The organism is Pacificispira sp. HM-600 (genome assembly GCF_977993705.1).
Window position 1 is genome coordinate 3,218,376 of the sequence record NZ_OZ388079.1, and the last position, 25,118, is coordinate 3,243,493.

General features: G+C 67.9%; 25 protein-coding genes and 1 tRNA gene. 18 read left to right on the forward strand and 8 right to left on the reverse strand.

What is annotated here, in order from left to right; translation table 11 throughout:
- Positions 1-24: 24 nt before the first annotated feature.
- Positions 25-963, forward strand: coding sequence for a nitrilase-related carbon-nitrogen hydrolase (locus tag ACXZ1E_RS15375; RefSeq protein ID WP_458041315.1), 939 nt, complete (start codon positions 25-27; stop codon positions 961-963).
- Positions 960-2,441 carry a purine-cytosine permease family protein gene (locus ACXZ1E_RS15380; protein WP_458041316.1) on the forward strand — a complete coding sequence of 494 codons (1,482 nt, stop codon included), beginning with the start codon at positions 960-962 and terminating at the stop codon, positions 2,439-2,441. The genes ACXZ1E_RS15375 and ACXZ1E_RS15380 overlap by 4 nt, the downstream gene beginning before the upstream one ends.
- Positions 2,442-2,595: 154 nt before the next feature.
- On the opposite strand, the gene ACXZ1E_RS15385 is transcribed toward ACXZ1E_RS15380, so the two are convergent.
- Positions 2,596-5,055, reverse strand: coding sequence for an ATP-dependent DNA ligase (locus tag ACXZ1E_RS15385; RefSeq protein ID WP_458041317.1), 2,460 nt, complete (start codon positions 5,053-5,055; stop codon positions 2,596-2,598).
- 189 nt (positions 5,056-5,244) lie between these two features.
- On the opposite strand from ACXZ1E_RS15385, the gene ku reads away from it, so the two are divergent.
- Complete coding sequence (ku, locus tag ACXZ1E_RS15390) at positions 5,245-6,153, forward strand: non-homologous end joining protein Ku (RefSeq protein WP_458041318.1); 909 nt, start codon at positions 5,245-5,247, stop codon at positions 6,151-6,153.
- A 20-nt stretch (positions 6,154-6,173) separates the two neighbouring features.
- Here the strand turns inward: ku and ACXZ1E_RS15395 are convergent, their stop codons facing one another.
- Both ACXZ1E_RS15395 and ACXZ1E_RS15400 read right to left on the reverse strand, forming a co-directional pair.
- Complete coding sequence (locus ACXZ1E_RS15395; protein ID WP_458041319.1) at positions 6,174-6,962, reverse strand: DedA family protein; 789 nt, start codon at positions 6,960-6,962, stop codon at positions 6,174-6,176.
- Between the two features lie 65 nt (positions 6,963-7,027).
- A tRNA-Leu gene (locus tag ACXZ1E_RS15400) sits at positions 7,028-7,109 on the reverse strand.
- Positions 7,110-7,214: 105 nt separating this feature from the next.
- On the opposite strand from ACXZ1E_RS15400, the gene ACXZ1E_RS15405 reads away from it, so the two are divergent.
- From ACXZ1E_RS15405 to ACXZ1E_RS15415, 3 genes are all read left to right on the forward strand, one after another.
- The gene (locus ACXZ1E_RS15405) at positions 7,215-7,598 is read left to right on the forward strand and encodes a PadR family transcriptional regulator (RefSeq protein ID WP_458041320.1); all 384 of its coding nucleotides are present in this window, start codon (positions 7,215-7,217) and stop codon (positions 7,596-7,598) included.
- 22 nt (positions 7,599-7,620) lie between these two features.
- Positions 7,621-8,949 (forward strand): permease prefix domain 1-containing protein, encoded by a 1,329-nt coding sequence (locus tag ACXZ1E_RS15410; protein WP_458041321.1) that lies wholly within the window; start codon positions 7,621-7,623, stop codon positions 8,947-8,949.
- A 97-nt stretch (positions 8,950-9,046) separates the two neighbouring features.
- Positions 9,047-9,463, forward strand: a complete 417-nt coding sequence (locus ACXZ1E_RS15415) for a hypothetical protein (protein ID WP_458041322.1) — start codon at positions 9,047-9,049, stop codon at positions 9,461-9,463.
- A 43-nt stretch (positions 9,464-9,506) separates the two neighbouring features.
- Here ACXZ1E_RS15415 and ACXZ1E_RS15420 read toward each other — a convergent pair whose 3' ends face one another.
- Positions 9,507-9,794, reverse strand: coding sequence for a hypothetical protein (locus tag ACXZ1E_RS15420; protein WP_458041323.1), 288 nt, complete (start codon positions 9,792-9,794; stop codon positions 9,507-9,509).
- A gap of 134 nt (positions 9,795-9,928) precedes the next feature.
- Here ACXZ1E_RS15420 and ACXZ1E_RS15425 point away from each other — a divergent pair, with 134 nt between their 5' ends.
- From ACXZ1E_RS15425 to ACXZ1E_RS15460, 8 genes are all read left to right on the forward strand, one after another.
- Positions 9,929-11,125, forward strand: coding sequence for a CpaF family protein (locus ACXZ1E_RS15425; protein WP_458351992.1), 1,197 nt, complete (start codon positions 9,929-9,931; stop codon positions 11,123-11,125).
- Positions 11,122-11,979 (forward strand): type II secretion system F family protein, encoded by an 858-nt coding sequence (locus ACXZ1E_RS15430; RefSeq protein WP_458041324.1) that lies wholly within the window; start codon positions 11,122-11,124, stop codon positions 11,977-11,979. The genes ACXZ1E_RS15425 and ACXZ1E_RS15430 overlap by 4 nt, the downstream gene beginning before the upstream one ends.
- Positions 11,976-12,932 (forward strand): type II secretion system F family protein, encoded by a 957-nt coding sequence (locus ACXZ1E_RS15435; RefSeq protein WP_458041325.1) that lies wholly within the window; start codon positions 11,976-11,978, stop codon positions 12,930-12,932. Before ACXZ1E_RS15430 ends, ACXZ1E_RS15435 begins: the two co-directional genes overlap by 4 nt.
- A gap of 21 nt (positions 12,933-12,953) precedes the next feature.
- Complete coding sequence (locus tag ACXZ1E_RS15440; protein ID WP_458351993.1) at positions 12,954-13,166, forward strand: hypothetical protein; 213 nt, start codon at positions 12,954-12,956, stop codon at positions 13,164-13,166.
- A gap of 102 nt (positions 13,167-13,268) precedes the next feature.
- Positions 13,269-14,171, forward strand: a complete 903-nt coding sequence (locus ACXZ1E_RS15445; RefSeq protein ID WP_458041326.1) for an IS982 family transposase — start codon at positions 13,269-13,271, stop codon at positions 14,169-14,171.
- 31 nt (positions 14,172-14,202) lie between these two features.
- Positions 14,203-14,580, forward strand: coding sequence for a TadE/TadG family type IV pilus assembly protein (locus ACXZ1E_RS15450; protein WP_458041327.1), 378 nt, complete (start codon positions 14,203-14,205; stop codon positions 14,578-14,580).
- Between the two features lie 4 nt (positions 14,581-14,584).
- Positions 14,585-15,049, forward strand: a complete 465-nt coding sequence (locus tag ACXZ1E_RS15455; RefSeq protein WP_458041328.1) for a TadE family protein — start codon at positions 14,585-14,587, stop codon at positions 15,047-15,049.
- Between the two features lie 8 nt (positions 15,050-15,057).
- Complete coding sequence (locus ACXZ1E_RS15460) at positions 15,058-15,501, forward strand: pilus assembly protein TadG-related protein (protein WP_458041329.1); 444 nt, start codon at positions 15,058-15,060, stop codon at positions 15,499-15,501.
- Positions 15,502-15,692: 191 nt separating this feature from the next.
- On the opposite strand, the gene ACXZ1E_RS15465 is transcribed toward ACXZ1E_RS15460, so the two are convergent.
- Positions 15,693-17,132, reverse strand: coding sequence for an MFS transporter (locus ACXZ1E_RS15465; protein WP_458351994.1), 1,440 nt, complete (start codon positions 17,130-17,132; stop codon positions 15,693-15,695).
- 26 nt (positions 17,133-17,158) lie between these two features.
- Here ACXZ1E_RS15465 and prfB point away from each other — a divergent pair, with 26 nt between their 5' ends.
- The 4 genes from prfB (at position 17,159) to smpB (ending at position 21,137) form a co-directional block, all read left to right on the forward strand.
- Entirely contained in the window at positions 17,159-18,268 is a 1,110-nt protein-coding gene (gene prfB / locus ACXZ1E_RS15470; protein ID WP_458041331.1) for a peptide chain release factor 2, read from the forward strand.
- An 82-nt stretch (positions 18,269-18,350) separates the two neighbouring features.
- Positions 18,351-19,607 carry a cell division ATP-binding protein FtsE gene (ftsE, locus tag ACXZ1E_RS15475; RefSeq protein ID WP_458041332.1) on the forward strand — a complete coding sequence of 419 codons (1,257 nt, stop codon included), beginning with the start codon at positions 18,351-18,353 and terminating at the stop codon, positions 19,605-19,607.
- Positions 19,604-20,518 carry a permease-like cell division protein FtsX gene (gene ftsX / locus ACXZ1E_RS15480; RefSeq protein ID WP_458041333.1) on the forward strand — a complete coding sequence of 305 codons (915 nt, stop codon included), beginning with the start codon at positions 19,604-19,606 and terminating at the stop codon, positions 20,516-20,518. Before ftsE ends, ftsX begins: the two co-directional genes overlap by 4 nt.
- 142 nt (positions 20,519-20,660) lie before the next feature.
- Positions 20,661-21,137 carry an SsrA-binding protein SmpB gene (gene smpB / locus ACXZ1E_RS15485; protein WP_036294512.1) on the forward strand — a complete coding sequence of 159 codons (477 nt, stop codon included), beginning with the start codon at positions 20,661-20,663 and terminating at the stop codon, positions 21,135-21,137.
- Positions 21,138-21,266: 129 nt separating this feature from the next.
- Here smpB and ACXZ1E_RS15490 read toward each other — a convergent pair whose 3' ends face one another.
- The 3 genes from ACXZ1E_RS15490 to ACXZ1E_RS15500 all read right to left on the reverse strand — a co-directional run bounded on the left by ACXZ1E_RS15490 (position 21,267) and on the right by ACXZ1E_RS15500 (position 24,864).
- Complete coding sequence (locus tag ACXZ1E_RS15490; RefSeq protein ID WP_458041334.1) at positions 21,267-22,718, reverse strand: MFS transporter; 1,452 nt, start codon at positions 22,716-22,718, stop codon at positions 21,267-21,269.
- A 25-nt stretch (positions 22,719-22,743) separates the two neighbouring features.
- Positions 22,744-24,099 carry a M20/M25/M40 family metallo-hydrolase gene (locus ACXZ1E_RS15495; RefSeq protein ID WP_458041335.1) on the reverse strand — a complete coding sequence of 452 codons (1,356 nt, stop codon included), beginning with the start codon at positions 24,097-24,099 and terminating at the stop codon, positions 22,744-22,746.
- A 114-nt stretch (positions 24,100-24,213) separates the two neighbouring features.
- Positions 24,214-24,864, reverse strand: a complete 651-nt coding sequence (locus ACXZ1E_RS15500; RefSeq protein ID WP_458041336.1) for an SIMPL domain-containing protein — start codon at positions 24,862-24,864, stop codon at positions 24,214-24,216.
- Positions 24,865-25,118 lie beyond the last annotated feature (254 nt).

Sequence of the window (25,118 nt, forward strand, 5' to 3'; positions counted from 1 at the left end):
TCGCTTCCAGGACAAGGAGAGACGATGGAGCACGAGGACGCCAGTGACCCCGCGTCGCACAGGGTGCGCGCGGTTGCGGTCAGCCCGACGATCCGCTTCGGCGACGTCGACGGCAACATCGCGCGCGTCGCCGAAGCGCTCGATCACGTCGCGGGCGATACCGCCCAACTCGTCGTCGCGCCCGAACTGACCACGAGCGGGTACGTCTTCGTCGACCGGGCCGAGGCACGGGGGCTCGGGATGTCGCGGTCCGACACACGGCTCGCGTCACTCTCCCGCGCGATCGGCCCACGCACCGTCGCGGTCGTGGGGTTCTGCGAGCGTGACGGCGACGATCTCTTCAACAGTGCCGCGGTCATCACGCAGGACGGCATCCAGGCGGTCTACGCCAAGTCGCATCTGTGGAGCGCCGAGTCGATGATATTCCGTCCGGGACCGACGGCGGGCGCCGTCGTGGACACCGCGATCGGGCGTGTCGGTGTGGCGATCTGTTACGACAACGAGTTCCCCGAGGTGCCTCGTCGGCTCGCGCTTGCCGGTGCCGACATCCTCGCGCTGCCGGTGAACTGGCCGCTTGTGCCCCGCCCGCGCGGAGAACGCCCGCCCGAGACCGTTCAGGCGATGGCGGCCGCACGCTCCTCGAGGCTGCCCACCGTCATCGCCGATCGCCACGGCGCCGAGCGTGGGGTCGTCTGGACGGGCGGTACGGCGGTGATCGACGGCGACGGCTGGGTCGTCGCCGATCGCCACGGCGCCGAGCGTGGGGTCGTCTGGACGGGCGGTACGGCGGTGATCGACGGCGACGGCTGGGTCGTCGCCGACAGCGTCCGCGGCAGCGCCGATGCGGTGCTGGACATCACGCCCGGTCACAAGGCACTCGGGCCGTGGAACGACCTCTTCGCTGACCGACGCCCCGAGATCTATGAGCCATCCGCACCCGACACCCGAGAAGGACAACGATGAACGAGCCCCGACCTGAGATCGAACAGACCGAAGTGGCGTTGCCCACGACCGCGGGCATCGAGGTGAAATCGATCGACTGGGTACCCCTATCCGAGAGGACGGGAAAACCGTCGAGCCTCTTCTCGCTCTGGTTCATGTCGAATGCCAATCTCACAACACTGGCTACCGGGATGGTGGGCGTGGCGCTGGGGGCTAACCTGGCGGTGTCTCTGCTCGCGATCATCACCGGCGTGTGCGTGGGGACCGTGTTCACGGCGTTCCACTCGGCGCAGGGCCCGCAGCTGGGACTGCCGCAGATGATCCAGTCGAGGGCGCAGTTCGGCTACCGGGGCGTGGCTCTAGTGTGCCTCGTCGTGATCGCCAGCATCGTTGGTTTCAATATCTTCAATCAACTGCTCGCCGGTGAAGTCCTGACGATGACGACAGGGGTCGACGCGGGGGCAGGATGGTACATCCTGATCACCGCGCTCTCGTTGACGCTCGCGATCGTGGGCTACCACTGGATCCACCGTGTGCAGAAGTGGCTCACCTGGCTCTTCCTAGCCACGTTCGGCGTGTTTACGGTCGTCGCCGTGGTGGTTCTTCCTCTGCCCGACGGCGCGCTGTCGCTCGGCGAATTCAACGGGCCCGCGTTCCTCGTCCAGTTCGCGGCGGCAGCGGCGTATGCGCTCGGCTGGGCGCCCTACGTTTCCGACTACTCCCGGTACCTTCCGCCCCAGACAAGCCCACGAAAGGCGCTGTTCTACACCTCTTCCGGCGTCATCGTCGGCGCCGGATGGCTCATGGCGCTGGGTGCATTCGTCGCTTCGCTCTTCTCCGACGCCGATCCCGTGCAGGCGATCGCCGCCACGGCCGATGCTCTCCTGCCCGGCCTGGGTGTTGTCCTGCTGTGGAGCGCCCTGCCTGCCCTCATCACCGTGATCACGATCAATATCTACGCGGCGAGCATTGAACTGATCACCGTGGCTGACTCGTTTGCGACCGTTCGGCCGACACGCAGGACACGCATCGTCGCGTGCACGATCGTCGCCCTCGCGGGCCTTCTGGGCGCGGTGTTCTCGACCGGGGAGTTCTTGGCTTCGTTCGGCAGCTTCCTCGTGATTCTGCTCTACGTGCTCGTCCCGTGGACGTCGGTGAACCTCATGGACTTCTACTTCATCCGCCGAGGCCGCTATGCGATCGCGGAGATGTTCCGCCCGCATGGCATCTATGGCGCGTGGGGATGGCGCGGCATCGTCGCCTACCTCGTCGGCATCGCGGCCATGATCCCGTTCGTCGTGACGACATGGTTCGTCGGGCCGCTCGCGCAGGCCATCGGCGGCATCGACATCGCGCTGTTCGTGGGCCTCGGTGCATCCGCACTGGCCTACGTGCTTCTGGCCCGGGGGCTGGACCTCTCCGCGGAGCGCGAGCTCGCTGCAGAAGAGGGCGACGCGTTCGGCGTTCGTTCGGTCTCGTTCGACCAGGCTCGCGGCTGAGGGCTGTGCCGGTCCCTGGTGTTGTCGCGCCGGGGACCGGACCGCCGCCTGCTTCGCCCTCGGGGGAGGACTTCGGCGCCGGGAGAGGAGTATCGCGCTTGAAGCATCCTCATCCCGTGCCGAAGTCCTCCACTCCCGCAGATCCGACGCTGATTCAGCCCTCACGCACCACGTCGGCGGGGTCCTTGTCGGGACGCAGGCCCCGCCAGCGCGCATGACGCAGCGACCCATCCCGGGTCCACTCGGCGAACTCCACCTCGGCGACGAGTTCCGGCCGGACCCACAGGGCGTCCGAGGCATCCGCCGCCGGGACTCCGACGAACGGATTTGTATTCGTTCGCAGCGGCGTCAACGCCTCCGTGAGCCGCGCGAGGGTCGCATCGCTGAAACCGGTGCCGACACGCCCTGCGTACTGCAGCCCATCCGGACCCGGAACACCGAGCAGCAGTGACCCGATCGATCCGCTCCGGCCACCGCGGCCCGGCCTGATGGCGCCGATCACGACCTCCTGCGTGTGTGTGAGCTTGAGCTTCAGCCACGACTCGGTGCGGATGCCGCGGCGATACGCCGACGCCGGGTCTTTCACCATCACCCCCTCCAGGCCGAACTCGCGAGCCGTCGCGAGGGCGGCGTCCAGATCGTCGAAGACGGGCGGCGCAGACAGCGGAGGTCGGGCATCCGTCACGACACGTTCGAGCAAAGCCCGACGCTCATGCAGGGGGAGGGCCGCAACATCCGCTCCGTCGTGCTCGATGATGTCGAACACGTAGTACGTCACCGGAGTGCGCCGGGCCTCGGCGGCGATGTCCTGGGCCTTGACCAGATTCATGCGGTGCTGCAGAAGCGAGAAGCTGGGTCGACCCGTCTCATCGAGCGCGACGAGCTCCCCATCGAGCACCGCGGGTTCGGGCGGGAGCCCGAGCGACTCGGCCGTGAGTTCGGGGTAGCGCGCGGTGATGTCGGTGCCACGACGACCGATGAGGCGGAGCACATCGCCATCCCAGACGCCGAGGGCACGGATGCCGTCCCACTTGAACTCGACCCATGGCTCCGCGCCGGCGCGTGCCGACCAACGCCGGATCGACCCGGCCGCGAGCCCGGGTGTGGAGCCCGTCGCGAGCATCGGGCTGAAGCGCTCGCCGGAGGGGATATCGGAGTGTGGCGGTGATTCTTCGTCCAGGGCAATGACGGGCGTGCCTTCCGGCTGCGGCTGGCCCGAGGCATCCGTCTTCATCCGATGTAGCAGCCAGGTCGACTTCTCGCCGTCGCCGTCCGTGCGGATGAGTGCGAGGCGCACCGCGCCGAGCGGGCCGCCGGGACGCCCCTTGAGGGTGAAGATGATCTCGTCGTCGCGCCACTTCTCGAGCTCGTAGCGTCCGTCGTCCCAGATCGTCATCGAGCCCGCGCCATACTCGCCCGCCGGGATCGTGCCCTCGAATTCCGCGTACTCGAGGGGGTGGTCCTCGGTCTGCACGGCCAGGTTGTTGCGCCCGGCGGTCGGGGGGATGCCGCGGGGCACCGCCCAGCTGGCGAGCACGCCGTCGCGTTCGAGGCGCAGGTCCCAGTGCAGGCGAGTCGCGTGGTGCTCCTGGATGACGAAGCGCGGGCGTTCCCCCGATGCCTCGGAAGCGCCCAGCGCGTTGGCCGGCACCGGTTCGGGGGTCTTGCCCGCCTCGCGTTTGGCGATATACACGGCGAGGGGTCCGTCGTCCGCGGCGCGACCGCCCGCGTGGAAGCCGAGTGCGCTGAGGGGGTCGCCATCCGCTTCCACCCTCTCGAGCACCTCGGCGAACTCGAGGTGCGCCAGGCCCGGGTCCTCGAGCTCGTCCCATGTTCGAGGAGCGGCGACCGTCGGGCGCAGGCGTCCGCGCAGCGAGTACGGCGCGATCGTCGTCTTGGCGCCGTTGTTCTGGCTCCAGTCGATGAACACGCGGCCGGGGCGCGCGGCCTTGTTCATCGCGCTGACGACGAGGTCGGGATGGTCCGCCTCGACGGCGCGCGCGAGCTCCTTGGCGAACGCCGAGATCTGATCGCTCGTCTGTCTCGCGTCGAGCGCGGCGTAGAGATGGATTCCCTTGCTCCCGCTCGTGACGGGGTGCGCGTCCCAGCCCATTCCGGCGAGGATCTCGCGGCACCAGCGCGCGACCTCGGCGCACTCCGCGAGCCCCACTCCAGGACCGGGATCAAGGTCGAGCACCAGCCGGTCGGGGTTGCCGCGGGCGCCGTCCGCGGTGAAGCGCCACTGCGGCACGTGCAGCTCGAGGCTCGCGACCTGCGCGAGATAGACGAGCGTGGCGACATCCCCGACGAGGGGATAGTCCTTCGGCCCGCCCGAGTGCTCGATCGGCGTGCGCCGAACCCAGTCGGGTGCGCCGGCCTCGAGGTCTTTGGCGAAGAATGAGGACTCGGGATGCTCCGCCGTGCCCACGCCATCCGGCCATCGCTTGCGGGTCACGGGTCGCCCCGTGACGTGCGGGATCAGGAACGGCGCGATGCGCGTGTAGTACGCGATGACCTCGCCCTTGGTCGTGCCCGTTTCGGGGTACAGCACCTTGTCGAGGTTGGTCACGCGCAGGCGGCGCCCCGCAACACGCACCACCTGCTCTCCCGCCATGCGTCGAGGCTACTCGTCCTCCTCTCTCGACCTCCGGAACCGCTCGCCTGGCAGTAGATGCGGTGTAACGCGCGTGCGCATCACGTTTTGTGCCAGGGGAGCGGGTGTGGCGGCGGACCTGGGCGGCGGGTGCCGGGAGCGGATGTCAAGCGCTGGCATCCGCGTGCGGCAGGGGTGTGTACTGGTCACATGAGAGCGATCTGGAAGGGTGCCGTCGCGTTCGGCCTCGTGAACGTGCCGGTGAAGGTGTATGCCGCTACCGAGGATCACGACGTCTCGCTGCACCAGGTGCACGCGGCGGATGGCGGACGCATCCGGTATCAGCGCATCTGCGAGATCGACGGCGAGGTCGTACCCTATGCCGACATCGATCGGGCGTTCGACGACGGCGAGCAGACCGTCGTTCTGACGAAGGATGACATCGCCTCGCTCCCGTCCGAGCGCAGTCGCGAGATCGAGGTCGTCGAGTTCGTGCCGTCCGGGCAGGTCGATCCGATCATGCTCGACCGCTCGTACTTTCTCGAGCCCGATTCGACGTCACCGAAGGCCTATGTCCTTCTGCGGCGGACGCTCGAAGAGACCGACCGCACCGCGATCGTGCGGTTCACGCTGCGCCAGAAGACGCGCCTCGCGGCGCTGCGGGTGCGGGGCGACGTGCTCGTGTTGCAGACCTTGCTGTGGTCGGACGAGGTGCGCGAGGCATCCTTCCCCGCGCTCGACGAGCCCGTCAAGATCTCGGCGAAGGAGCTCGAACTCTCGGCGAGTCTCGTCGACAGCTTTGCCGAGGACTTCCGCCCCGACGATTTCGTCGACGACTACCAGCGCGAACTCAAGACGCTGATCGAGGCGAAGCTCGAGCAAGGGGACACCCTCGACACATCCGCGACCTTCGGCGGGGCGGCCGAAGAAGACAAGGGTGGCGAGGTCATCGACCTGATGGACGCCCTCCGCGCGAGCGTCGAGCGGTCCCGCGCCGCGCGCGAAGGGGGAGGGACGAAGAAGGATGCGCCTGCCAAGAAGTCAGGGGCGGGTTCGAAGCCTACCGCGAAGACCGCCGAGAAGTCGGCGCCGAAGAACAAAGCCGCGAAGGCATCCTGACGGAGACCTGACGCGCGGCCCTATGCGCCGGGGCGGTGCTCGCTGTGTGAGTCGTGGTGGCCGATCTCGGGCGCCTTCTCGAACACCTCGGGCTCGAGCACGAGTTCCTGAGCTTCGACGGCGTCCGTGAGGACATCCTCGCCCGCGGCTTTCTTGGCCTTCCGGCGTTCGCTGAAGTAGTGGTACGCCGTGACGAGGAGCGTTCCCGCCACAGCGGCGAGCAGGATGACGTCGATGTACTCCGCGACGAAGTCTCCGAGCCCGGGGATGAATCCGATGACATACCCGATCATCGTGAGCCCGAAGCCCCAGATCATCGCGCCGATGAAGTTGTAGAGCGAGTATCGGCGCCACGGCATATGACCGACGCCCGCCGCCACCGGGGCGAAGGTGCGCACGATCGGCACGAAGCGCGCGATGATCACGGTGAGACCGCCGTATTTGGCGAAGAAGGCGTTCGTCCGCTCGACGTTCTTTCGGCTGAAAAGCCCGGATTCCTTGCGCTCGAATATCGCGGGGCCGCCCTTATGGCCGATGTAATACCCGACCTCACCACCGAGGAAAGCTGCGAGCGCGATGAGCAGCGCGACCCACCACACGTTGATTCCGAAGACGCCGTTCGGCGCGACATCGCTCGCGTGCGAGAGCAGCCCCGCCATGATCAGAAGCGTGTCGCCCGGCAGCAGGAAGCCGACCAACAGGCCGGTCTCGGCGAAGACGATGAAGCAGACCACGAGAAGGGCCCAGGGGCCCGCCGCAGCGATCAACGTCTCGGGATCGAGCCAGGGGATGAGGGCTGCAGGCTGCACGAGTTACTTTCCCGTCGTTCTGGGGCAGGTCGCCCGCCTCGCGGATGTGCGAAGAGTCAGCCCCGTGCGGAAGGTGGGACTTGAACCCACACGCCCGAAAGCACAGGAACCTAAATCCTGCGTGTCTGCCAATTCCACCACTCCCGCGAGACTCAATAGTCTACCGATCCCCTCGACCATTCCCGAGAGGTGAATACTCGCGGTTCTATACATAGAACCACAATGTATAGTTCTGCAAGGGTAGGAGGTCCCATGAACATCGACAAAGACCTGGTCGCCGCGATGGCAGCACCACTCGTGCTCGCGATCCTGAATGACGGGCAGAGCTACGGCTACGCCATTCTGAAGCGCGTCCGCGAGCTGTCGGCAGGTGAACTCGAGTGGACGGACGGCATGCTTTACCCGCTGCTGCACCGGCTGGATCGCCTCGGGCACGTCGAGGCCGAGTGGGGTGTTTCGCCCGAGGGTCGCCGCCGTCGCAACTATCGGATCACGGATGCCGGACGCGCACAGCTCGTCGAGCAGCGCCGGCAGTGGGCCACCGCAACCCGCACTTTGAGCGGCATCTGGGGCCTGGCAGCCCCAGGCAGCCTTCCGGGCAACTTTCCTGGCGGCATCGCCGTGGCGGGGGCGTGACGTGGGGGCGCTGGATGACGGCGTGCAGCAATGGCGTGCTTCGCTGGCGCGCGGACGGGTGATCGACTCGGCTGATCTGGATGAGCTCGAGGAGCACCTGCGCGATCAGGCGGAGGATCTCACCGAGTCGGGGTTGAGTGAAGACGAGGCGTTCTTGATTGCGCTGAAGCGCCTCGGGGCGGCGGACCGCCTGACCGCGGAGTTTGCCCGCGAGCACGGCGACCGTTTGTGGAAGCACCTGGTGCTCGCTCCCGAGGTGGATGCTGAGGGTGCCAGGGCGAAGCATCCGCTCGTCGTCATGATCGCGTTCGCCGTCTTCGCTGCCGTGGCGATTCAGGTCGGGCGGATCGCGGCGGGGAGTGACGGCGGCATGGCTTCGTGGTTTCCGCGCAACGTGAGTCTGTTCGTGCTTCCGGTGCTGGCGGGGTACCTCGCGTGGACGCGTGGTGTCACTCGATCGCGAGCGGCCGTTCTCGGCGGCATCGTGGCGATTCTCGCGGTCGGCGTGAACGTGTTGCCGTTCGACGATTCGTCGTCGACCGCCACCCTCGTGGCGATACATCTGCCGGTCGTGTTGTGGTTCGTCGCGGGCGCTGCGTATGTCGGTTCGGAGTGGCGGACGAGCGCCCGGCGGATGGACTTCATCCGGTTCACGGGGGAGTGGGCGATCTACCTCGTGTTGATCGCTTTGGGTGGCGGGGTGCTGGTCGGGTTGACCGTTCTGGTGATCTCGCCGATCGCGCCTGAATCGATCAGCGGGCTGGATATGTGGACCGTACCCTCGGGCGGTGCTGCCGCTGTGATCGTCGCGGCCTGGCTCGTCGAGGCTAAGAAGAGCGTGATTGAGAACATCGCTCCCGTGCTAACGGCGATCTTCACGCCGCTGTTCGCCGTCATGCTCGTCGCCGCCGCGGTGCTCTATGCCGTCGCCGGCATCGGTCGTGAGTTCGACCGCGACCTGCTGACGGGATTCGACGTGCTGCTGCTCGTCGTGCTCGGACTGGTGCTCTACGGGCTCTCAGCCCGGCCCGAAGCGGCGCGCGCGGGAGTGATGGACGTCATCCGTCTCGTCGCGGTGGTGGCGGCACTCGTGCTCGATGCCTTGGTGCTCGGCTCGCTCGTCGGCCGTATCGGTGAGCTCGGACTCACGCCGAACCGCATCGCCGCGATCGGTCTGAACGCGCTGCTGATCGTCAACCTTGCGGTCACGGCGTGGCTGTCGATTCGGCTTCTGATCGGGCGCGCACCCGCGTCGCGCCTGGTCCGCTGGCAGACGTCGTATCTACCGGTATTCGGCGTGTGGGCGGCGGTTGTCGTGCTGGTGGTTCCGGCGCTGTTCGGCTTCGCCTGATCCGGCGAGCACCCGGACGTGCGAGCGAGGGATAAACCCGGCCCTCACGCATTCGTTCGCATGGCGATGCTGCCTATCGTGAGGTCATGGTGGCGAGGTGATGGACACGACCCGGCTCTGGCGGATCCTGCTTCTCGTGGTCGCGGGATTCAGCGCGCTCTCAGCGATTGGCGGCGGCGTCGGACTGATGACACCGGGGTCGCTCGGCATGCCCGCGTGGTGGGTGGAAGACAGCGGCTTCACCTACCTCGGCGCCGGGCTGGTCCTGCTCATCGTGGTCGGCGGCACTCAGACTCTCGCGTTCGTGCTGCTGTTGTTACGTCGCCCGTATGCGGCTCTGGCGAATGCGGTCGCGGGATTCGGCATGGTGCTGTGGATCTATATCGAGGTCGTGCTGCTTCCGGTCTATTCGGTCCTGCACACGATTTACATCGGCACGGGCATCGCGCAGCTCGCCCTCGCGTTCGCGTGCTTGGGTGTGCTGCGACGCGATGCGGGTCTGCCGGTCGACTGACGGCCTCGTCGCGTCAGTCGGTGAACCGGCGGTCGGTGAAGTATCAGCCCTGGAGTCCTCGGTTGTGCATTGCGATGATGATGGCCCCAGGCACGAAGGTCGCGAAGCCGATCGCGGTTGAGCCGATTCCGATCGCGGGCCCGAAGAGGATGACCCCGAATACGACAGAACCGGCACCCGCAGCACGAAACGCCGTCGAGCGTGCGGGGGTATGTTCGGGCCGCGCCCACACCGAAAGACGGCTCGAAGCGTTGGCGGCCGACAGCAGCATCGCCGACCAGGTCAACAGCCCCATCCCGAAGATGACGCTGAGCACGGCGAGGGAATCCACGCCTCGATTCCAACAACCGGACGGCGAGCGGTCAAGCCTGCAGGGCGAGTTTGTGAGCAGCGCCACGCGCCGCCTCTCGGTGCGTCTGTGGATAACTCCGGATGCAGCCGCGGGCATCTTGCGAGGATGCCCGGGTGTCGATCTCCCCGAGCCCCGCCCTCGCTCACCCCGCCGCGCGTCCCGATGCGGCTCCCGAGGCCGTGGTGGCGGCTCGGGTGCGCGACCGGCTTCGCGCCGAGCACATCGACCCAGCCCGTGATCCCGACGCGGCACATCGTTTCGCGCTCGCCGAGGTGCGGCGCCATAACGACGTGGCTCTCGCCCGCGGTCTTCCTCTGGTCGAGGATGAGGTGGCCTGCGTGCGCGGTGCCCTGGCCCAGGTCACCGGGTTCGGGGCGCTGCAGCCATACCTGGACGATCCCGGGGTCGAGGAAATCTGGATCAACGCCCCCGATCGGATATTCGCCGCCAGAGCGGGAGTTTCCGAGCGTTTGCTGATTCGCCTGACCGACGAGCAGGTGCGTGATCTCGTCGAGCGGATGCTCCATCCGACCGGACGACGGGTCGACCTCAGCCAACCCTTCGTGGACGCGTCGCTGCCCGACGGGTCCCGTGTTCACGTCGTGATCCCGGATATCACCCGACGCCATTGGTCGGTCAACATCCGCAAGTTCACGCCCGCCTATCGCGACCTCGATGCTCTCGTCGCCCTCGGGTCGCTGCGTCTCGACGACGCGGATCTGCTGCGCGATGCGATCGCCGGAGGGCGCAGCATCCTGGTCTCGGGCCCCACCCACGCGGGCAAGACGACGCTGCTTGCGGCGTTGATCGCGGCATGCCCGCCTGATCATCGGGTCGTGACTGTGGAGGAGACATTCGAGTTGGGTGTCGATGCTCCGGACATCGTGGCGCTGCAGGGACGGCAGCCGAGCCTCGAGGGCACCGGTGAGGTTTCGCTTCGGCGTCTGGTGAAAGAGGCGTTGCGGATGCGTCCGGACCGGCTGGTCATCGGAGAGGTGCGTGACGCCGAAGCGCTCGACCTCGTGTTGGCCCTCAACACGGGGGTGCCCGGCATGGCCTCGATCCACGCGAACACCGCGAAGGATGCTCTCGCCAAACTCGCCGCGCTGCCGCTCTTGGCGGGTCGAAACATCGATTCATCCTTCGTCCTGCCCGCTATTGCCGCGGGCGTCGACCTGGTCGTGCACTGCTCGCGCTCGGCGGACGGACGGCGCCGAGTGAGCGAGATCGCGGCAACGACGGGCCGGGTCGTCGGGGGAGCGGTCGAGTTCGAGCGGGTCGGGGGCGAGCGGGTCGGGGGCGACGCGTGACGTTCTTGTGGGGCGGCGTGCTCGGTGCGGGGTTGCTCTTGGTGCTGTCGCCCTGGCTCTGGCCGAGCCGTCCGTCACGACCCTCGCGTGCGGGGGCGAGCGCGCTCTCGCGGCTGCTCGACGAAGCCGGGATGTCACACGTGCGGCCTCGTGTTCTTGTCGCCGTGTCGCTGTTGCTTGCCGCAATCGCTTCGGCTCTGGTCTGGCTCGTACTCGGCGTGCCGATTCTTGTGATGTGCGCAGCGGCATTCGGTGCGGCGGCGCCCGTGTTGTGGTTGCGCGCTCGGCGCACCCAACTCATCCGGTCGCGGCGTGGGCTGTGGTCGGATGTCTGCGATCACCTCGTTTCGGCCGTGCGGGCGGGGATGTCCCTGCCCGACGCGGTCGCGAACCTCGCGGTTTCGGCGCCCCCACTCTTGCGGCCCGCGTTCTCGTCATTCGCACGCGACATGGCGGCTTCCGGTCATTTCGATTCCAGCGCCCTGCGCCTGAAGGCGCTGCTCGCCGATCCCATCGCCGACCGCATCGTCGAGACGCTCCGGATGGCGCGGCACGTCGGCGGTACTGAACTTCCCGGGGTGCTCCGGGCGCTCTCGACGGCCGTGCGGGCGGATGCTGCGCTGAGGGCGGAGGTCGAGGCGCGTCAGTCGTGGATTCGGGGCGCTGCGCTGCTCGGGGTCGTCGCGCCGTGGGTGATCCTCGCGCTGTTGTCGCTGCGACCAGAGGGTGCCCGTGCGTACACCAGCCCCGAGGGCATCGCTCTCGTGATCGCGGGTGGGCTCGCCTCCGTCCTGGCTTATCGGCTCATGCTCGGCCTGGGGCGCCTTCCGGAACCACGGAGGTGGCTCGCGTGAGCGGCGTGTCGATGGGTGGTGCCCCCGTGAGCACGATGGCGCTCGCCGTCGTGCTCGGTACGGCGTTCGGACTCGGCGTGTGGCTCTTGATCGCCCTGTTGCCGCGGTGGCGCGCGGTTCCTCTCGAGCGTCGCATCGCGCCCTATGTACGGGAGGTGACGGATCCCCGAGGCGTCACGCCCTGGTTGGCGACGGATGCCTGGGCCGCCCCGACCCTCGGGCGAGCATTCGCGGCAGCGGGCATCCGGTTCGCGGGACTCTTCGGGAGCTCGGCGACGATCGCGCGGCGGTTGGCGCAGGCGGGACGATCCGGCGGTGTCGAGGAGTTTCGTGCGCGGCAGCTCGCGTGGGGGATCGGAGGCTTACTCGCCGGATCCGTCGTGCTGATCGGGGTGACCGTCGCGGGGCGGTTCACGCCCGTGGCCGCGGCCGTGCCCGTGATCGCTGCGGTCGCGGGCGTCGTGCTGTGTGATGCCCTGCTGCAACGCGCCGCGAAGGCACGGCGGGCGCGGTTGCAGGAGGAACTTCCGCCGGTGCTCGAGTTCTTGGGATTGTGTCTGGCCGCGGGCGAAAGCCTGCTCGATGCTCTGCGTCGTGTCGGCTCGATCGGTAGCGGTGAGCTGTCGCGCGAGCTTGCGGGGGTCGTCCTCGAGACGGGCACTGGGTCGTCCCTGGGGGAATCGCTCGGGTCGCTGTCGCGTCGTCTCGAGTTGCCCGCTTTCTCGCGTGCTGTCGATCAGCTCGTGGCCGCCATCGAGCGGGGCGCGCCGCTCGTTCAGGTGCTGCAGGCGCAGGCGGGTGATGCGCGTGAGGCCGCGCGGCACGAACTCATTGAGCGGGCCGGGCGGTCCGAAATTCTGATGCTCATCCCTCTGGTCTTCTTAATTCTTCCCCTGTCTGTCATTTACGCCGTTTACCCGGGTGTTTTCATGCTGCGCCTCGGGCTCGGCTGAGGCCTCAACGAAAGGATCGACATGTACGCAACAGTCACCTCAATGATCGGTAGGCGAGCACTCTCGGCCCGCCGGAGCCTCGCCGGGCTTGTTCGGGATGAGCGCGGCGATGTACCGGGCTGGGTCTTGATCACACTCATGACTGCCGGGCTCGTTGTGCTGATCTGGGCCCTCGCCGGGCCGGCTCTCGGGCAGCTCTTCCAGCAGGCGATCGCGCGCGTTTCGGGTCTCTGACCTCTCATGGCCCTGCGTCGGTGCCGCCTAGATGAGTGAGTCCGTTTGGCTGGGTCGGCGTGGATGCTGTTAATCGCAGGCGGAGGGTGTTAACCCCGGTGTGTGAAAACTGAACTCAACACCCTCCTGATCACACTCTACGTCCACCTCGATGACCGGATCCTGCCCGCGATCGGCTTCACCCGCGATCACCACCCGGGCCGCAAACCCGCCCTCAACGACGCGGAATTGCTCTGCCTGCTGGTCGCGCAACACCTGCTCGGGATCGCGTCGGATCGGAAATGGATCCGATACGCGCACGCTCACCTGAAGGGCATGTTCCCGAACCTGCCCGGCCAGTCCGGGTGGGGCAAACGCGTCCGCCAATCCACCGGGCTTCTCTCTGCGGTGATCACCGAGCTGGCCCGTGACACCCCGTCCTGGGGTGAGATCACCCGGCTGGTGGACTCGACCCCGCTACCGTGCGGGAAATCGCGGGAGACCGTGAAACGCTCAGACCTCGCCGGGCACGCCGACTACGGATACTGCGCATCCCACTCCCGATACTTCTGGGGCTTCCGGCTCTATCTGATCTGCACTCCCGACGGAATGCCCGTGATCTGGGGACTCGCGAGCCCGAAGATCGGTGAACGCGAAGCCACCCAAGCGATGCTCGACCACGACCGACACCTCATCCAGCCTGGACAGGTGATCGTTGGCGACAAAGGCTTCGCTGGGAAGCAGTTCGAGGACTTCGTCACCAACGACCTCGGCGCGCACCTGATCCGCCCCGACCGCAAAGACGAGACCCCCAGGTTCGGGAAACTCGGCAGCATCCGACAATGGGTCGAGTCCGTGTTCGACACCCTCAAAGGCCAACTCACCCTCGAAGACCACGGCGGCAGAACCCCCGCAGGCGTCTACTCCCGCGTCGCCGCAAGACTCCTCGCCCTCGCCGCCGGCATCTGGCACAACTGGCTCACCAACGCCCCCGCCAAACGCTCCCTCATCGCCTACGACCACTGAACCAAACGGACTCACTCATCTAGGCGGCCTCGTGCTCGATTCGCGCGGCTCGGCGCCCGTCGAGTTCGTGCTCGTCGGCGTGGTGCTGACCGTGCTGACCCTTGCCATCGTCCAGTTCGGCGTCGCCGTGTATGTGCGGAATGTTGTGCACGACGCCGCGGTCGAAGGAGCGCACCGCGCTGCCCTCGCCGACACGACGCTCACCGAGGGCGAGGCGCGAACGCGCGACGTCATCGCGCGCGCGGTGGGCGAGGCATTCGCCGAGGATGTGTCGGCACGCGACACGGAGCATCTCGGATACCCGGCAGTCGAGGTCACGGTGCGCGCCACGCTTCCGCTGATCGGCCTGATCGGCGTGCCGTGGGCGCTGGAGGTGACCGCGTATGCACCCGCCGAAACCCTCGACTAGCCGGGTGGTGCGCCGCGTGATGTCCGGGAACCTGCGGGGCGATGAGCGCGGCTCGGCCCCGCTCGAGTTCATCGTCGTCGGGCTCCTTCTTCTCGTGCCCCTGGTGTATCTGATCGCCTCGCTCGGGCTGATCCAGTCGCACGCGCTGGGCGTCGAATCGGGGGCGAGACACCTGGCCCGAGCGATCGCGATGGCGCCGGATGCGCCGAGCGCCGATGCCCGTGCGGCTGCGATTCTGCAGACCACCGCTTCGGAGTACGGCATCGCAGCGGGCAGCATCGACGTCGGCTTCGCCTGTGTTCCCGCGGGCGGGGCTTGTCCGCGCGCCGGGGCAACGATGATCGTGTCGGTTGCGGCCCAAGTGCCGCTGCCGCTCGTGCCGCCCGTGCTCGGCCTCGACCACATCGCCAGCGTGCCGGTAACGGCCACGGCGGTTCACAAGATCTCGCGGTTCTGGGGTGCCGAATGAAACGCCGAATGCGCGGACGCGGAACGATCCGACACCGGTTGGGCGTGGACCCGGATGACGAGGGCTCCGTCCTGCTGCTCACACTCGGCTACGCCGTGCTCGCGATCGCGGTGATCGTCGTGGGCGCGAACGCCGCGAGCCTGTACCTGGCGCAGAAGCGCGTCGACTCCGTGGCTGATGCCGCGGCGCTGGCCGGTGCGGACGGATTCGCGCTCGTGTTTCAGGGAGGCGAACCGCGCGCGGTCCTGACCGACGAGGGCGTTCGGTCGCAGGCGAGCGCGCTGGTCGACATCGCCGGTTCGGGGGTCTCGCTCGTGTCGGCGACGTCGCCGGACGGAGTCTCCGCACGGGTGACCGTGGCAGCCACCTGGCATCCGATTCTGTTCTCGGTCTTCGTCCCCTCCGGGGTCCCGCTGGACGCCACCGCGACCAGCCGCACCGCCGTCGACTGACCCGCGGGTAGTCCTGTCACGTAAACCTGAAAGGAATCTGGTCCGGAAGCGGACTTATTTCGCCCCGGCGAGGGAGCATCGGTGCCGAAATTCCCTTCGGATTTACGCGCGCCGCTCGGGCTTGGGTTCGGCCTCGGGCTCGACTCCGGCTCGGCCTTGGGCTCCGGCTCGGCTTCCGGCTCAGTTTCGGTTCAGCGCACGCGCGGCACGAACCGCGGGACGTAGCGCGAGAACGCGACAGCCCCCACGAGCCCGACCACGCCGATCAGGGCCACCGCACCGCCGATCGACCACACGGCGGTCACGCCCGACACCAGCAGAGGCGTCGCCGCGCCGCCCGCGTCGGTGAGGGTGCGCCACGACCCGAGGAACGGCGCGGGGTTCGACTTGGGCGCGACATCCGCGCCGAGCGTCAGCAGGATGCCGCTCGACAGGCCGTTGCCCACGGCAAGGACCATCGCGAATGCCGCGAACCACATGGACGCATCGGCGAGGTCGTGCGTGACCGACAGGGCGAGGAATCCGCCGCCCATCAGCACCATCGACGGCAGAACGGCCCAGAGCCGCCCGAAGCGATCCATGATCTGGCCGCTCACGTAGAACAGGGCGAAGTCGATCGCCCCCGAGATGCCGACGACCAGCGCGATGGTGGACGCGTCGAGTCCGATCGACAGTCCCCAAAGCGGCATGACGAGCTGGCGTGCCGAGCGAACGGACGACAGGGAAGCGGCGGCCAGGCCGAGCCGAGCGAGAACGCCCCGGTTCCGCCACATCGTGCGGAGCACACCGATGCGCTCGGACGTAGGGATCGACCCCGTGACGGCCTCGCCCGTGTCCTCGCGGTCTACCGCCTCTGGGTTGACCGCCTCCGGGTTAACGGCCGCCGGGTTAGCGGCCTCTGGGTCGACGGCTTCGGGATCGGATGCGCCGAATTCGGCACCTGCGGCGGCTCGGGCATCCGTCGGGCGCGGTGCCGAGGCATCCGTCCCCGTGCTGCGTGACTCCTCTGCGGCGATCCGCGTCTCGGGGTCGGGCCCCAGCAGAACGAGAAGGGCGGTGGCGACGAGGCAGATGCCGAAGAACCAGAGCGCCGCGTCTTCGGTGCCGAAGATCGCCAGCAGCGCGGCGGCGATGAAGGGACCGACGAACATGCCCAGCCGAAAGGTGCCGCCGAGTAGCGACAGGGCGCGGGCGCGGTAGAAGATCGGGACGCGCGTGGTCATGAACGAGTGGCGGGCGAGCCCGAAGACCGCGGCGCAGAGCCCGATCAGCAGAACGGATGCCATGAGTACACCGATGTTCGGAGCGATCAGTGCCCCGGCGACGCCCAGCAGCGCGATGCCGAGCGCGATCGCCATCGACAGGCGCTCGCCGATGCGGGCGACGGCCCATCCGGCGGGCAGGTTTCCGACCAGCTGACCGACGACGAGAGCGGATGCCACGAGCCCGGCGACCGCGATGTCGGCGCCGAGACGGGAGGCCAGGACGGGCAAAAGGGGCAGGACGGCGCCCTCGCCGACGGCGAAGAGGACGGTCGGTCCGTAGATCATCGGGGCGAAACGTCCGAGCACCGCCGCGGTCTCCCGCCGAGAGCCGTCGCCCGGGGAAGGCAGGGGCGGGCGATGGGTCACGTGCATCCACGTTAGTCTGGACTGTCATGCTCGACTTCGATCTCTCCGCCGAAATCCAGGCGCTCCGTGCCACCTTCGCCGACATCCAGGCGGTGGTGGACGTCGACGCACTCCGCAAAGAAATCGAGCGGCTGAGCGATGCCGCCGGTGCACCCGATCTCTGGGACGACCCGGATGCCGCGCAGAAGGTCACGAGCGCACTGAGTCACCGCCAGTCCGAGCTTGCGCGGATCGACTCCGTCGAGAGCCGCCTGGACGACCTCGAGGTTCTCGTCGGGCTCGCGCTCGAGATGGACGACGAAGAGTCGGCCGAAGAAGCCCGCAAGGAACTCGCCGAGCTGACCGAGACGATCGGCCAGCTCGAGGTGCAGACGCTCCTCGACGGCGAGTACGACCAGCGGGGCGCGGTCGTCACGATTCGCTCCGGCGCGGGCGGCGACGACGCGACCGACTTCGCCGAGATGCTCATGCGCATGTACCTGCGCTGGGCCGAGCGCCACAAGTACCCCGTCAAGGTCATGGACACCTCCTATGCGGAGGGTGCGGGCATCAAGTCCGCGACGTTCGAGATCGACGCCCCCTACGCCTACGGCACCATGTCGGTCGAGGCCGGCACACACCGTCTCGCCCGCATCAGCCCGTTCGGTTCGGCGGATAAACGCCAGACGTCCTTCGCCGCCGTCGAGGTCATCCCCGTCATGGAAGAGGCCGTCGAGGTCGACGTCCCGGAAGGAGACATCCGCGTCGACGTCTTCCGTTCGTCGGGTCCCGGTGGTCAGTCCGTCAACACGACCGACTCGGCCGTGCGCATCACGCACCTTCCGACCGGGCTCGTCGTGTCGATGCAGAACGAGAAGTCGCAGATCCAGAACCGCGCCGCCGCCATGCGCGTGCTGCAGACGCGCCTGATGCTGCTGCAGCGCGAGGAAGAAGCGGCGAAGAAGAAGGAGCTCGCCGGTGTCATCACCGCGAGCTGGGGCGACCAGATGCGCTCGTACTTCCTCTACGGTCAGCAGCTCGTCAAGGACCTGCGTACCGGCTACGAGGTCGGCAACCCCGCGGCCGTCTTCGATGGTGACCTCGACGGACTGATCGCGGCAGGCATCCGCTGGCGTAAGCGTCCGGTCGACGACTAATCCGACGCATCCTGCAGGCCATCTGACGCGAGGGGGTGTCGCTCGGGGGCCAGCGCGCGACCGCGCTTAGGCTCGGATCGCCATGATCAGGTTCGAAAGCGTCACCAAGACTTACCGCGGTTCTCAGAAACCCGGCCTCGCCGGCGTCGATTTCGAGGTGAAGCGCGGCGAGTTCGTCTTTCTCGTCGGCGCATCCGGGTCAGGTAAGTCCACGTGCCTGCGGCTCGTGCTGCGTGAGGATGTGCCGTCCGCCGGCCGCGTCGTCGTCCTCGGACGCGACATCGCGACCCTGTCGAACCGCAAAGTTCCCTACTTCCGCCGCCACGTGGGGGCTGTGTTCCAGGACTTCCGGCTACTGACGTCCAAGACGGTGTTCCAGAACGTCGCGTTCACGCTCCAAGTGACGGGTTCATCGCGCGGATTCATCCAGCAGGCCGTCCCCGAAGCTCTCCAGCTCGTCGGCCTGGCGGGCAAAGAAAAGCGTTTCCCGCACGAGCTCTCGGGCGGTGAGCAGCAGCGCGTCGCGATCGCCCGTGCGATCGTCAACCGCCCGCAGGTGCTGCTCGCGGATGAGCCGACCGGAAACCTCGACCCCGCGACATCCATCGGCATCATGCAGCTGCTCGCACGGATCAACGCCGGCGGCACCACGGTCGTGATGGCCACGCACGAGGCTGGCTTCGTCGATCAGATGCAGCGCCGTGTGATCGAGCTGTCGGCGGGCGAGATCGTTCGCGACGAGACGCACGGTGGCTATGGCGATACCTCGCAACTGCCGAGGCTCGCGCCCGAGGCCGCGCGCGGTGCCGAGTCGATCGCCGCGCTCACCGCTGTGCTCGAGCTGCAGCAGCGGGTCGCCGCAGGCGAGGCCGGGCCCGCGACGGGGCCGCTCGAGGTCGCCGGCGCTGCGGTCGATGTGGTCGCCGAGGCGGTGGGCGCTTCGACAGGCTCAGCGGCCGGGGAGACGGCTAAGGTTCCTGAGCCTGTCGAAGGGACCACGGGAACCGCCGAGGCCGAGGTCGTCGCTTCGACAAGCTCAGCGACCGTCCCGGGCTCAGCGACCGTGCCGGGTTCAGCGACCGTGCCGGGTTCAGCGACCGTGCCGGGTTCAGCGACCGTGGCGGGCTCAGCGAGCGGGGCGGAGCGGGCGACTGCGACGGTCCCTGAGCCTGTCGAAGGGACCCCCGGAACCCCCGCGCCCGCGAAAGAGGAGCCCACGCGCGCCTCGCTCACCGGACCGATCGTGATCGATCTGCCGGAGCTGCCCGAGGTCGGCATCGCCGATCGCCTGGGTCTCGGGGAACGCGACGAGGACGACACCGTGGGGTCGACGTCGTGAGGGTTCAGCTGATCCTGGCCGAGGCGTTCTCGGGCCTGCGTCGCAACGCCTCCATGGTGATCTCGGTCGTGCTCGTCACATTCGTGTCGCTGACGTTCGTGGGCGCCGCGATGCTGATGCAGATGCAGATCGGCACGATGAAGGACTTCTGGGCCGAGCGTGCCCAGGTTGCCGTCTACATGTGCACGTCGATCTCGACCGGCGCGACATGCGCCGAGGGCGAAGCGACGCAGGAACAGGTCGATGCCGTCGCTGAGGCGCTCGTCTCGCCTGCTCTGCAGCCCCTCATTCGCGACACCCGCTTCGAGAATCGTGACGAGGCATATCAGGCCACGATCGAGCAGTTGGGCCCGGAGTACGCCGATGTCATCACCCCCGATCAGGTGAACCAGGCGTTCTATGTCAACCTCGTCGATCCCTCACAGTCGGCCGTCATCGTCGAGCGGTTTAGCGGGATGCAGGGCGTCGAGCAAGTGCAAGATCAGTTGCAGTATCTCGAGCCTCTGTTCCAGGCACTGACGGTCGCAACGTATATCGCGGTCGGCATCGCCGGGCTCATGCTCGTCGCGGCGGTGCTGTTGATCGCGACGACGATTCGCCTGTCGGCCTACGCTCGACGGCGAGAGCTCGGCATCATGCGGCTGGTGGGAGCATCCAACCGCTTCATCCAGACGCCCTTCATTCTGGAGGGCGTGCTGGCAGCTCTGCTCGGCTCGGGTCTGGCCAGCGTCGCGATCTGGGCGGGCATCACGTTCGGCGTTGACGGATACCTGCGCGATCGCGTGACGTTCATCACCACGTGGGTGGGTGCGGGCGAACTGTGGGTCGTGATCCCGGTGATCATCGCGCTCGGCGTCGTGCTGGCCGCGCTGTCGGCGGGATTCGCCATCCGTCGCTGGCTGCGCGCGTAACGCTCGGGCGGTGTCGGGTCCCTTCGACAAGCTCAGGGACCGGGCGGCTGCGGGAACTCAGGGACCGGGCGGCTGATAGACTGACCGGCTGCCACTCGGGCAGTACGGCAACGTCCGTTCAGTAACGTCAGCGGGGAACACCATGGTCAAGGAACGCGGGGAGAAGGTCGTCGCGACCAACCGTCGCGCGCGCCATGAGTACTCGATCGAGAAGACGTACGAGGCGGGGCTGGTGCTCACGGGCACCGAGGTCAAGTCGCTGCGGATGGGCCGCGCCAACCTCTCGGACGGCTACGCCTACATCGATGGCAACGAAGCCTGGCTCGATGCCGTGCACATCCCCGAGTACTCGCAGGGGCACTGGACCAACCATGCCACCAAGCGCGTTCGCAAGCTGCTCTTGCACCGCGACGAGATCGTCAAGCTCTCGCACGCCGTGTCGGCCGGCGGATACACGCTCGTGCCGCTGAAGCTGTACTTCTCGGATGGCCGCGCCAAGGTCGAGATCGCCGTGGCCAAGGGTAAGCGCGAGTTCGACAAGCGCCAGACTCTGCGCGAGCGTCAGGACAAGCGCGAGGCCGAACGCGCGATGCGCACGAAGAACCGCCTCGGCGACTGATACGTCGTGAGCGGAGCGTGCGTTTCGTCTCGCTGCGCTCGCTCAACGACCGGGGTACGCTCGCTCAACGACCGGGCCGACGCTCGTTGAGCGAGGAGCGAAGCGACGAGTCGAAACGCGCTAAGCGGGCTACGCCTCGGCCTCGGCCACCGCACGGTCCGTGAACGCCTGCTTCGGCACGAACGCCAGCAGCACCGCGGCCGCCAGGGCGGTCACACCGCAGACCACCCACACGGTGACGTAACCCGCGAACGATCCCGCGGTGCCCTCGGCGGCGCCCGCCGCGCCCGTTGCACCCTGGATCAGCGCGATCCCGAAGACGCACGACGCGATCGCGCCGCCGACGGTCTTGACCGAGTTGGTCAGCCCGGTCGCGACACCCGTCTGCGTGGGCGGAGCAGCGGATGCCGCGGCTGCGGGCAGTGCGGCGACCAGCGCCCCCGATCCGAACCCGACGATCACCATGTTCGTGATCACCTGCGCGTACGTGTCGTGGAACGGGAGGAACATCAGGAATCCGATGCCCACCAGGGTCGACGCGCCCATCAATGTCAGCCGCGGCGTGATCTTGCGCGCGATGGGTGAGAACAGCAGAGCGCCGACGATCATCGCGATCAGGTACACGCCGATGATGAGCGAGGTCGTGAAGCCCGCGGTGCCGAGCCCGTAACCGTAGACCTCGGGGTCGGTGCGCGCGAAGGTCGACAGGGGGGCCTGCGCGCCGAGCACGCTGACACCGAACAGCCCGGCGGTGAGAAAAACCGGGCCGAGCGCGGGGGAGCGGAACATGCGCACATCGATCAGGGGATCGTCGTGGCGAAGCTCCCACAGCGCGAACGGGATGACGAGCAGGATGCCGAGGGCGACGAGTCCCCACGAGAGCACATCGCCGACCCCGTTCAGCCGCAAGAAGCTGAGGCCGCCCGTGAACGCGATCAGGGCGAACGAGATCAGGACGAGGCCGACGGTGTCGAAGCGCCCGCCGACCGGTTCGGGCGATTCTTTGACCCCGAAGAGGATGACGAAGAAGCAGATCACGACCGCGATGGCCGGGATCAGCAACACGACGGTCAGCGGTAGCGAATCGACGAGCGCCCCGCCGATGAGGGCGCCGCTGATCGCGCCCAGCTCGAGGGCCGCGACCAGCAGCCCCGCGGCCCGCGCGGTCAGCACGGCACGGCCGGGCATCGACCGCGAGCGCGACCAGATCAGCGCGATCTCGAGCGGCAGCCAGACGACATAGAACCCCTGCAGCGCCCACGCCGCGAGGAAGATCGCGAACGAATCGGTGAAGGGGAGGACGAGGGATGCGGCGGCCGTGACGGCGGTCGACACCAGAAGCATCCGCTTGTGTCCGACCATGTCGCCGAGCTTCGCGAGTGCCGGGACGACCAACGCCGAGAGCATCAGTTGCGAGCCCTCGAGCCAGTTGACGTCGGCGTCGTGGATGTCGAGGTTGCGCGCGATGTCGGTGAGCATCGGGGTGTAATACCCCTGCAGAATCCCGCTCGTGAACTCGACGAAAGCGAGGAATCCGACCACGCTGGCGAGGGCGCCCAGGGCTCCGGCACGAGGGTTCATCGTCGATCTCTCTGTTGGGGTGCGATCACTGTAACCGCTGCAGGAGCGTGCGGTGGAACAGTTCGCCGCGTTCGAGTTCGGCGATTTCGACGCTCTCGTCGACGCCGTGGATCGAGGCTCGCTGGGCGGACGACATCGCCAGCGGCGCAAAGCGGTACACAGCGGGCGCGAAGCGGTGGAAGTGTCGCGAGTCGGTCGCGGCCATCATCACGTAGGGGACGGTCCGAGCCTCGGGGTGCGACGCCGCGACGGCCTCTGTGATGAGGGCGAACTGCGCGTTGTCGGTCGGAGATTCGGGCGACGGTTCGCTGCCCTCGACGACTTCGACCGTGATGAGCGGGTCGTGGGTGCGGCGGCGGACGCGGCGCACGGTCGCGGCGACGGTCGAGCCGAGAGCGATCCGCAGGTTGAGCGTGACGGATGCCTGTGAAGGCAGCACGTTCGCGGCGGTTCCGCCCTCTTGCATCGTCGCGGCGATGGTCGTGCGGACGAGCGCCGCGGGTTCGCCGCCGAGCGCTGCGAAGACCTGCGCGGTGAGGGGCCGCACAGTGGCGAGGGTGCGCAGCAGGGTGCGAGCAGGCTGGGGCGTGCCGTCGGCGAAGAGTCCGAGCATCCGGGCGATTGCGCGCGGCGTGCGGGCCGGGAACGTGCGGGGCGTGAGCCGGTCGACGGCACGGGCGACCCGGCCGACCGCCGTGAGAGTCGGGGGAGCGGATGCGTGGCCCCCGTCGCCCCGTGCCGTCAGGCGGAGGGTCGCGATGCCCTTCTCGCCGACGCCGACCATCGCCGCCGTGCCCGCGACGAACGGCAGGGGTGCGTCGACGACCGCGCCGCCCTCGTCGAGCACGAGCCAGGGGATGATGCCACGGTCGCGGAGGGTTCTTGCGATCGTTTCTGCGGCGTTGCCGAAGGTCTCTTCGTTGCCGCCGAGCGAGATGTAGACGTCGCGCGCCGGGGCGAAGCCCGTGGTCAGGAGGTTCTCGACGGCCTCGAGCGTGACGATCAGGGGCCCCTTGTCGTCGAGCGTGCCGCGGCCGTAGACCGAACCATCCGCTATGCGTCCTGCGAAGGGTGGGTAGGTCCAGGCGTCGGTCGGGTCGACGGGGACGACGTCGTAGTGCGCCATCAGGACGACCGGATGCTTCGGGTTGCTCGTTGGCGCGCCGGGCCAGCGGAAGAGCAGGCCGAAGTCGGTGATGCGCTCGAGTTCGAGGCGTTCGTGGATCAGGGGGTACAGCTCGGCGAGTAGGGCGACGAAGTCTTCGAATGCCTGGGGTCCTCGGTGGTCGAGCTCGGCGCTGACGGTCTCGAGCTGGATCATGCGGCTCAGGCGTTCGGCGATGCCGGGCCGTGGCGTCACGGTCTCTGCAGCTGCACTCATGATCTTCACCCTAGCCACCGTCATCGGCCGGATTTGCGGTACCGACCTGTCAAAGAACGCTGCATCTGAGCAGAGAATCGAGCGTTTTGTGACGGCTCGAGTGGATGGTCGGCCTCAGCGTGCGGCGAACCGGGCCTCGACGCCGGCGGTCACCGTGATGCCCTGGGGCTGGAAGTCGAGGGTGGGCGAAGCATCCGAGGCCATGGCGCGCATCATGCGCGGGCCGGGGTCGGCTTCGGGGTGTCCGAGCAGGCCGATGTCGGCGATCTCGAGCGGGGTGACGGAGGCGTGGCCGATGGCGTTGGCGTAGGCGCTGGCGCGCGAGACGGCGGTCTGGACCGCGTGGGCGGCGACCTCGGCCTCGACGGTGCGGCGGGTTGCGGATGTCAGTTGCCAGGTGACGCCGCCGACCTGGACGCCGTCGCGTTCGGCGACGGCCGACACCCACCAGGACAGGGCGGCGAAGTCGGTGAAGGTGGCGACGACCTCGACACTCGCGTGGTGGACGAGGGGGAGTTGCTTGCCCTCGTTGTTCCAGGGACGTTCGGCCCAGACGCTCGCGCGCTGGCTCGACCATTCGCTCACCTCGCCGGATGCTTGGCGTGCGGCGAGCTCTTCGCGCAGCGGTGCGGCGATGGCGGCGATGCGTTCGACGACCGGGCCGCGCTCGGATCCATCGCAGCGGACGCTGAGGTGGACGACCCCTTCTTCGGGGGCGATTCGGGTTTCGTGTTCGCCGCGGACGGTGATGATGACGTCGCTCATGCCTGTGACTCTAGGCGCTCGCGCTGAGCGGTTGGGGTGCGAGGCGGTGAGCGGATGTACGAGATCGCCCTCCGGTGGCGAGTGCGCCTGCGGTGCGCGATCGAGCTGTCGCAGAACGCTCCATCTGGGCGGCGGATGCAGCAGTTCTTGACAGTTCGGCGGGCTGGCTGGGTCGTTGAGTGAGGGGCGCAGTGACGAGTCGAAACGTGTGTGCGGGTTGCGTGCGGTGGCATGCGTTCATCGTTTCGTCTTGC

Excerpts from the sequence above, each read along its gene's own strand:
- ACXZ1E_RS15375 (WP_458041315.1), top strand. The coding sequence starts at position 25 with ATGGAGCACGAGGACGCCAGTGACCCCGCGTCGCACAGGGTGCGCGCG.
- ACXZ1E_RS15380 (WP_458041316.1), top strand. The coding sequence starts at position 960 with ATGAACGAGCCCCGACCTGAGATCGAACAGACCGAAGTGGCGTTGCCC.
- ACXZ1E_RS15385 (WP_458041317.1), bottom strand. The coding sequence starts at position 5,055 with ATGGCGGGAGAGCAGGTGGTGCGTGTTGCGGGGCGCCGCCTGCGCGTG.
- ku (WP_458041318.1), top strand. The coding sequence starts at position 5,245 with ATGAGAGCGATCTGGAAGGGTGCCGTCGCGTTCGGCCTCGTGAACGTG.
- ACXZ1E_RS15405 (WP_458041320.1), top strand. The coding sequence starts at position 7,215 with ATGAACATCGACAAAGACCTGGTCGCCGCGATGGCAGCACCACTCGTG.
- ACXZ1E_RS15440 (WP_458351993.1), top strand. The coding sequence starts at position 12,954 with ATGTACGCAACAGTCACCTCAATGATCGGTAGGCGAGCACTCTCGGCC.
- ACXZ1E_RS15460 (WP_458041329.1), top strand. The coding sequence starts at position 15,058 with ATGCGCGGACGCGGAACGATCCGACACCGGTTGGGCGTGGACCCGGAT.
- prfB (WP_458041331.1), top strand. The coding sequence starts at position 17,159 with ATGCTCGACTTCGATCTCTCCGCCGAAATCCAGGCGCTCCGTGCCACC.
- ftsE (WP_458041332.1), top strand. The coding sequence starts at position 18,351 with ATGATCAGGTTCGAAAGCGTCACCAAGACTTACCGCGGTTCTCAGAAA.
- smpB (WP_036294512.1), top strand. The coding sequence starts at position 20,661 with ATGGTCAAGGAACGCGGGGAGAAGGTCGTCGCGACCAACCGTCGCGCG.
- ACXZ1E_RS15490 (WP_458041334.1), bottom strand. The coding sequence starts at position 22,718 with ATGAACCCTCGTGCCGGAGCCCTGGGCGCCCTCGCCAGCGTGGTCGGA.
- ACXZ1E_RS15495 (WP_458041335.1), bottom strand. The coding sequence starts at position 24,099 with ATGAGTGCAGCTGCAGAGACCGTGACGCCACGGCCCGGCATCGCCGAA.
- ACXZ1E_RS15500 (WP_458041336.1), bottom strand. The coding sequence starts at position 24,864 with ATGAGCGACGTCATCATCACCGTCCGCGGCGAACACGAAACCCGAATC.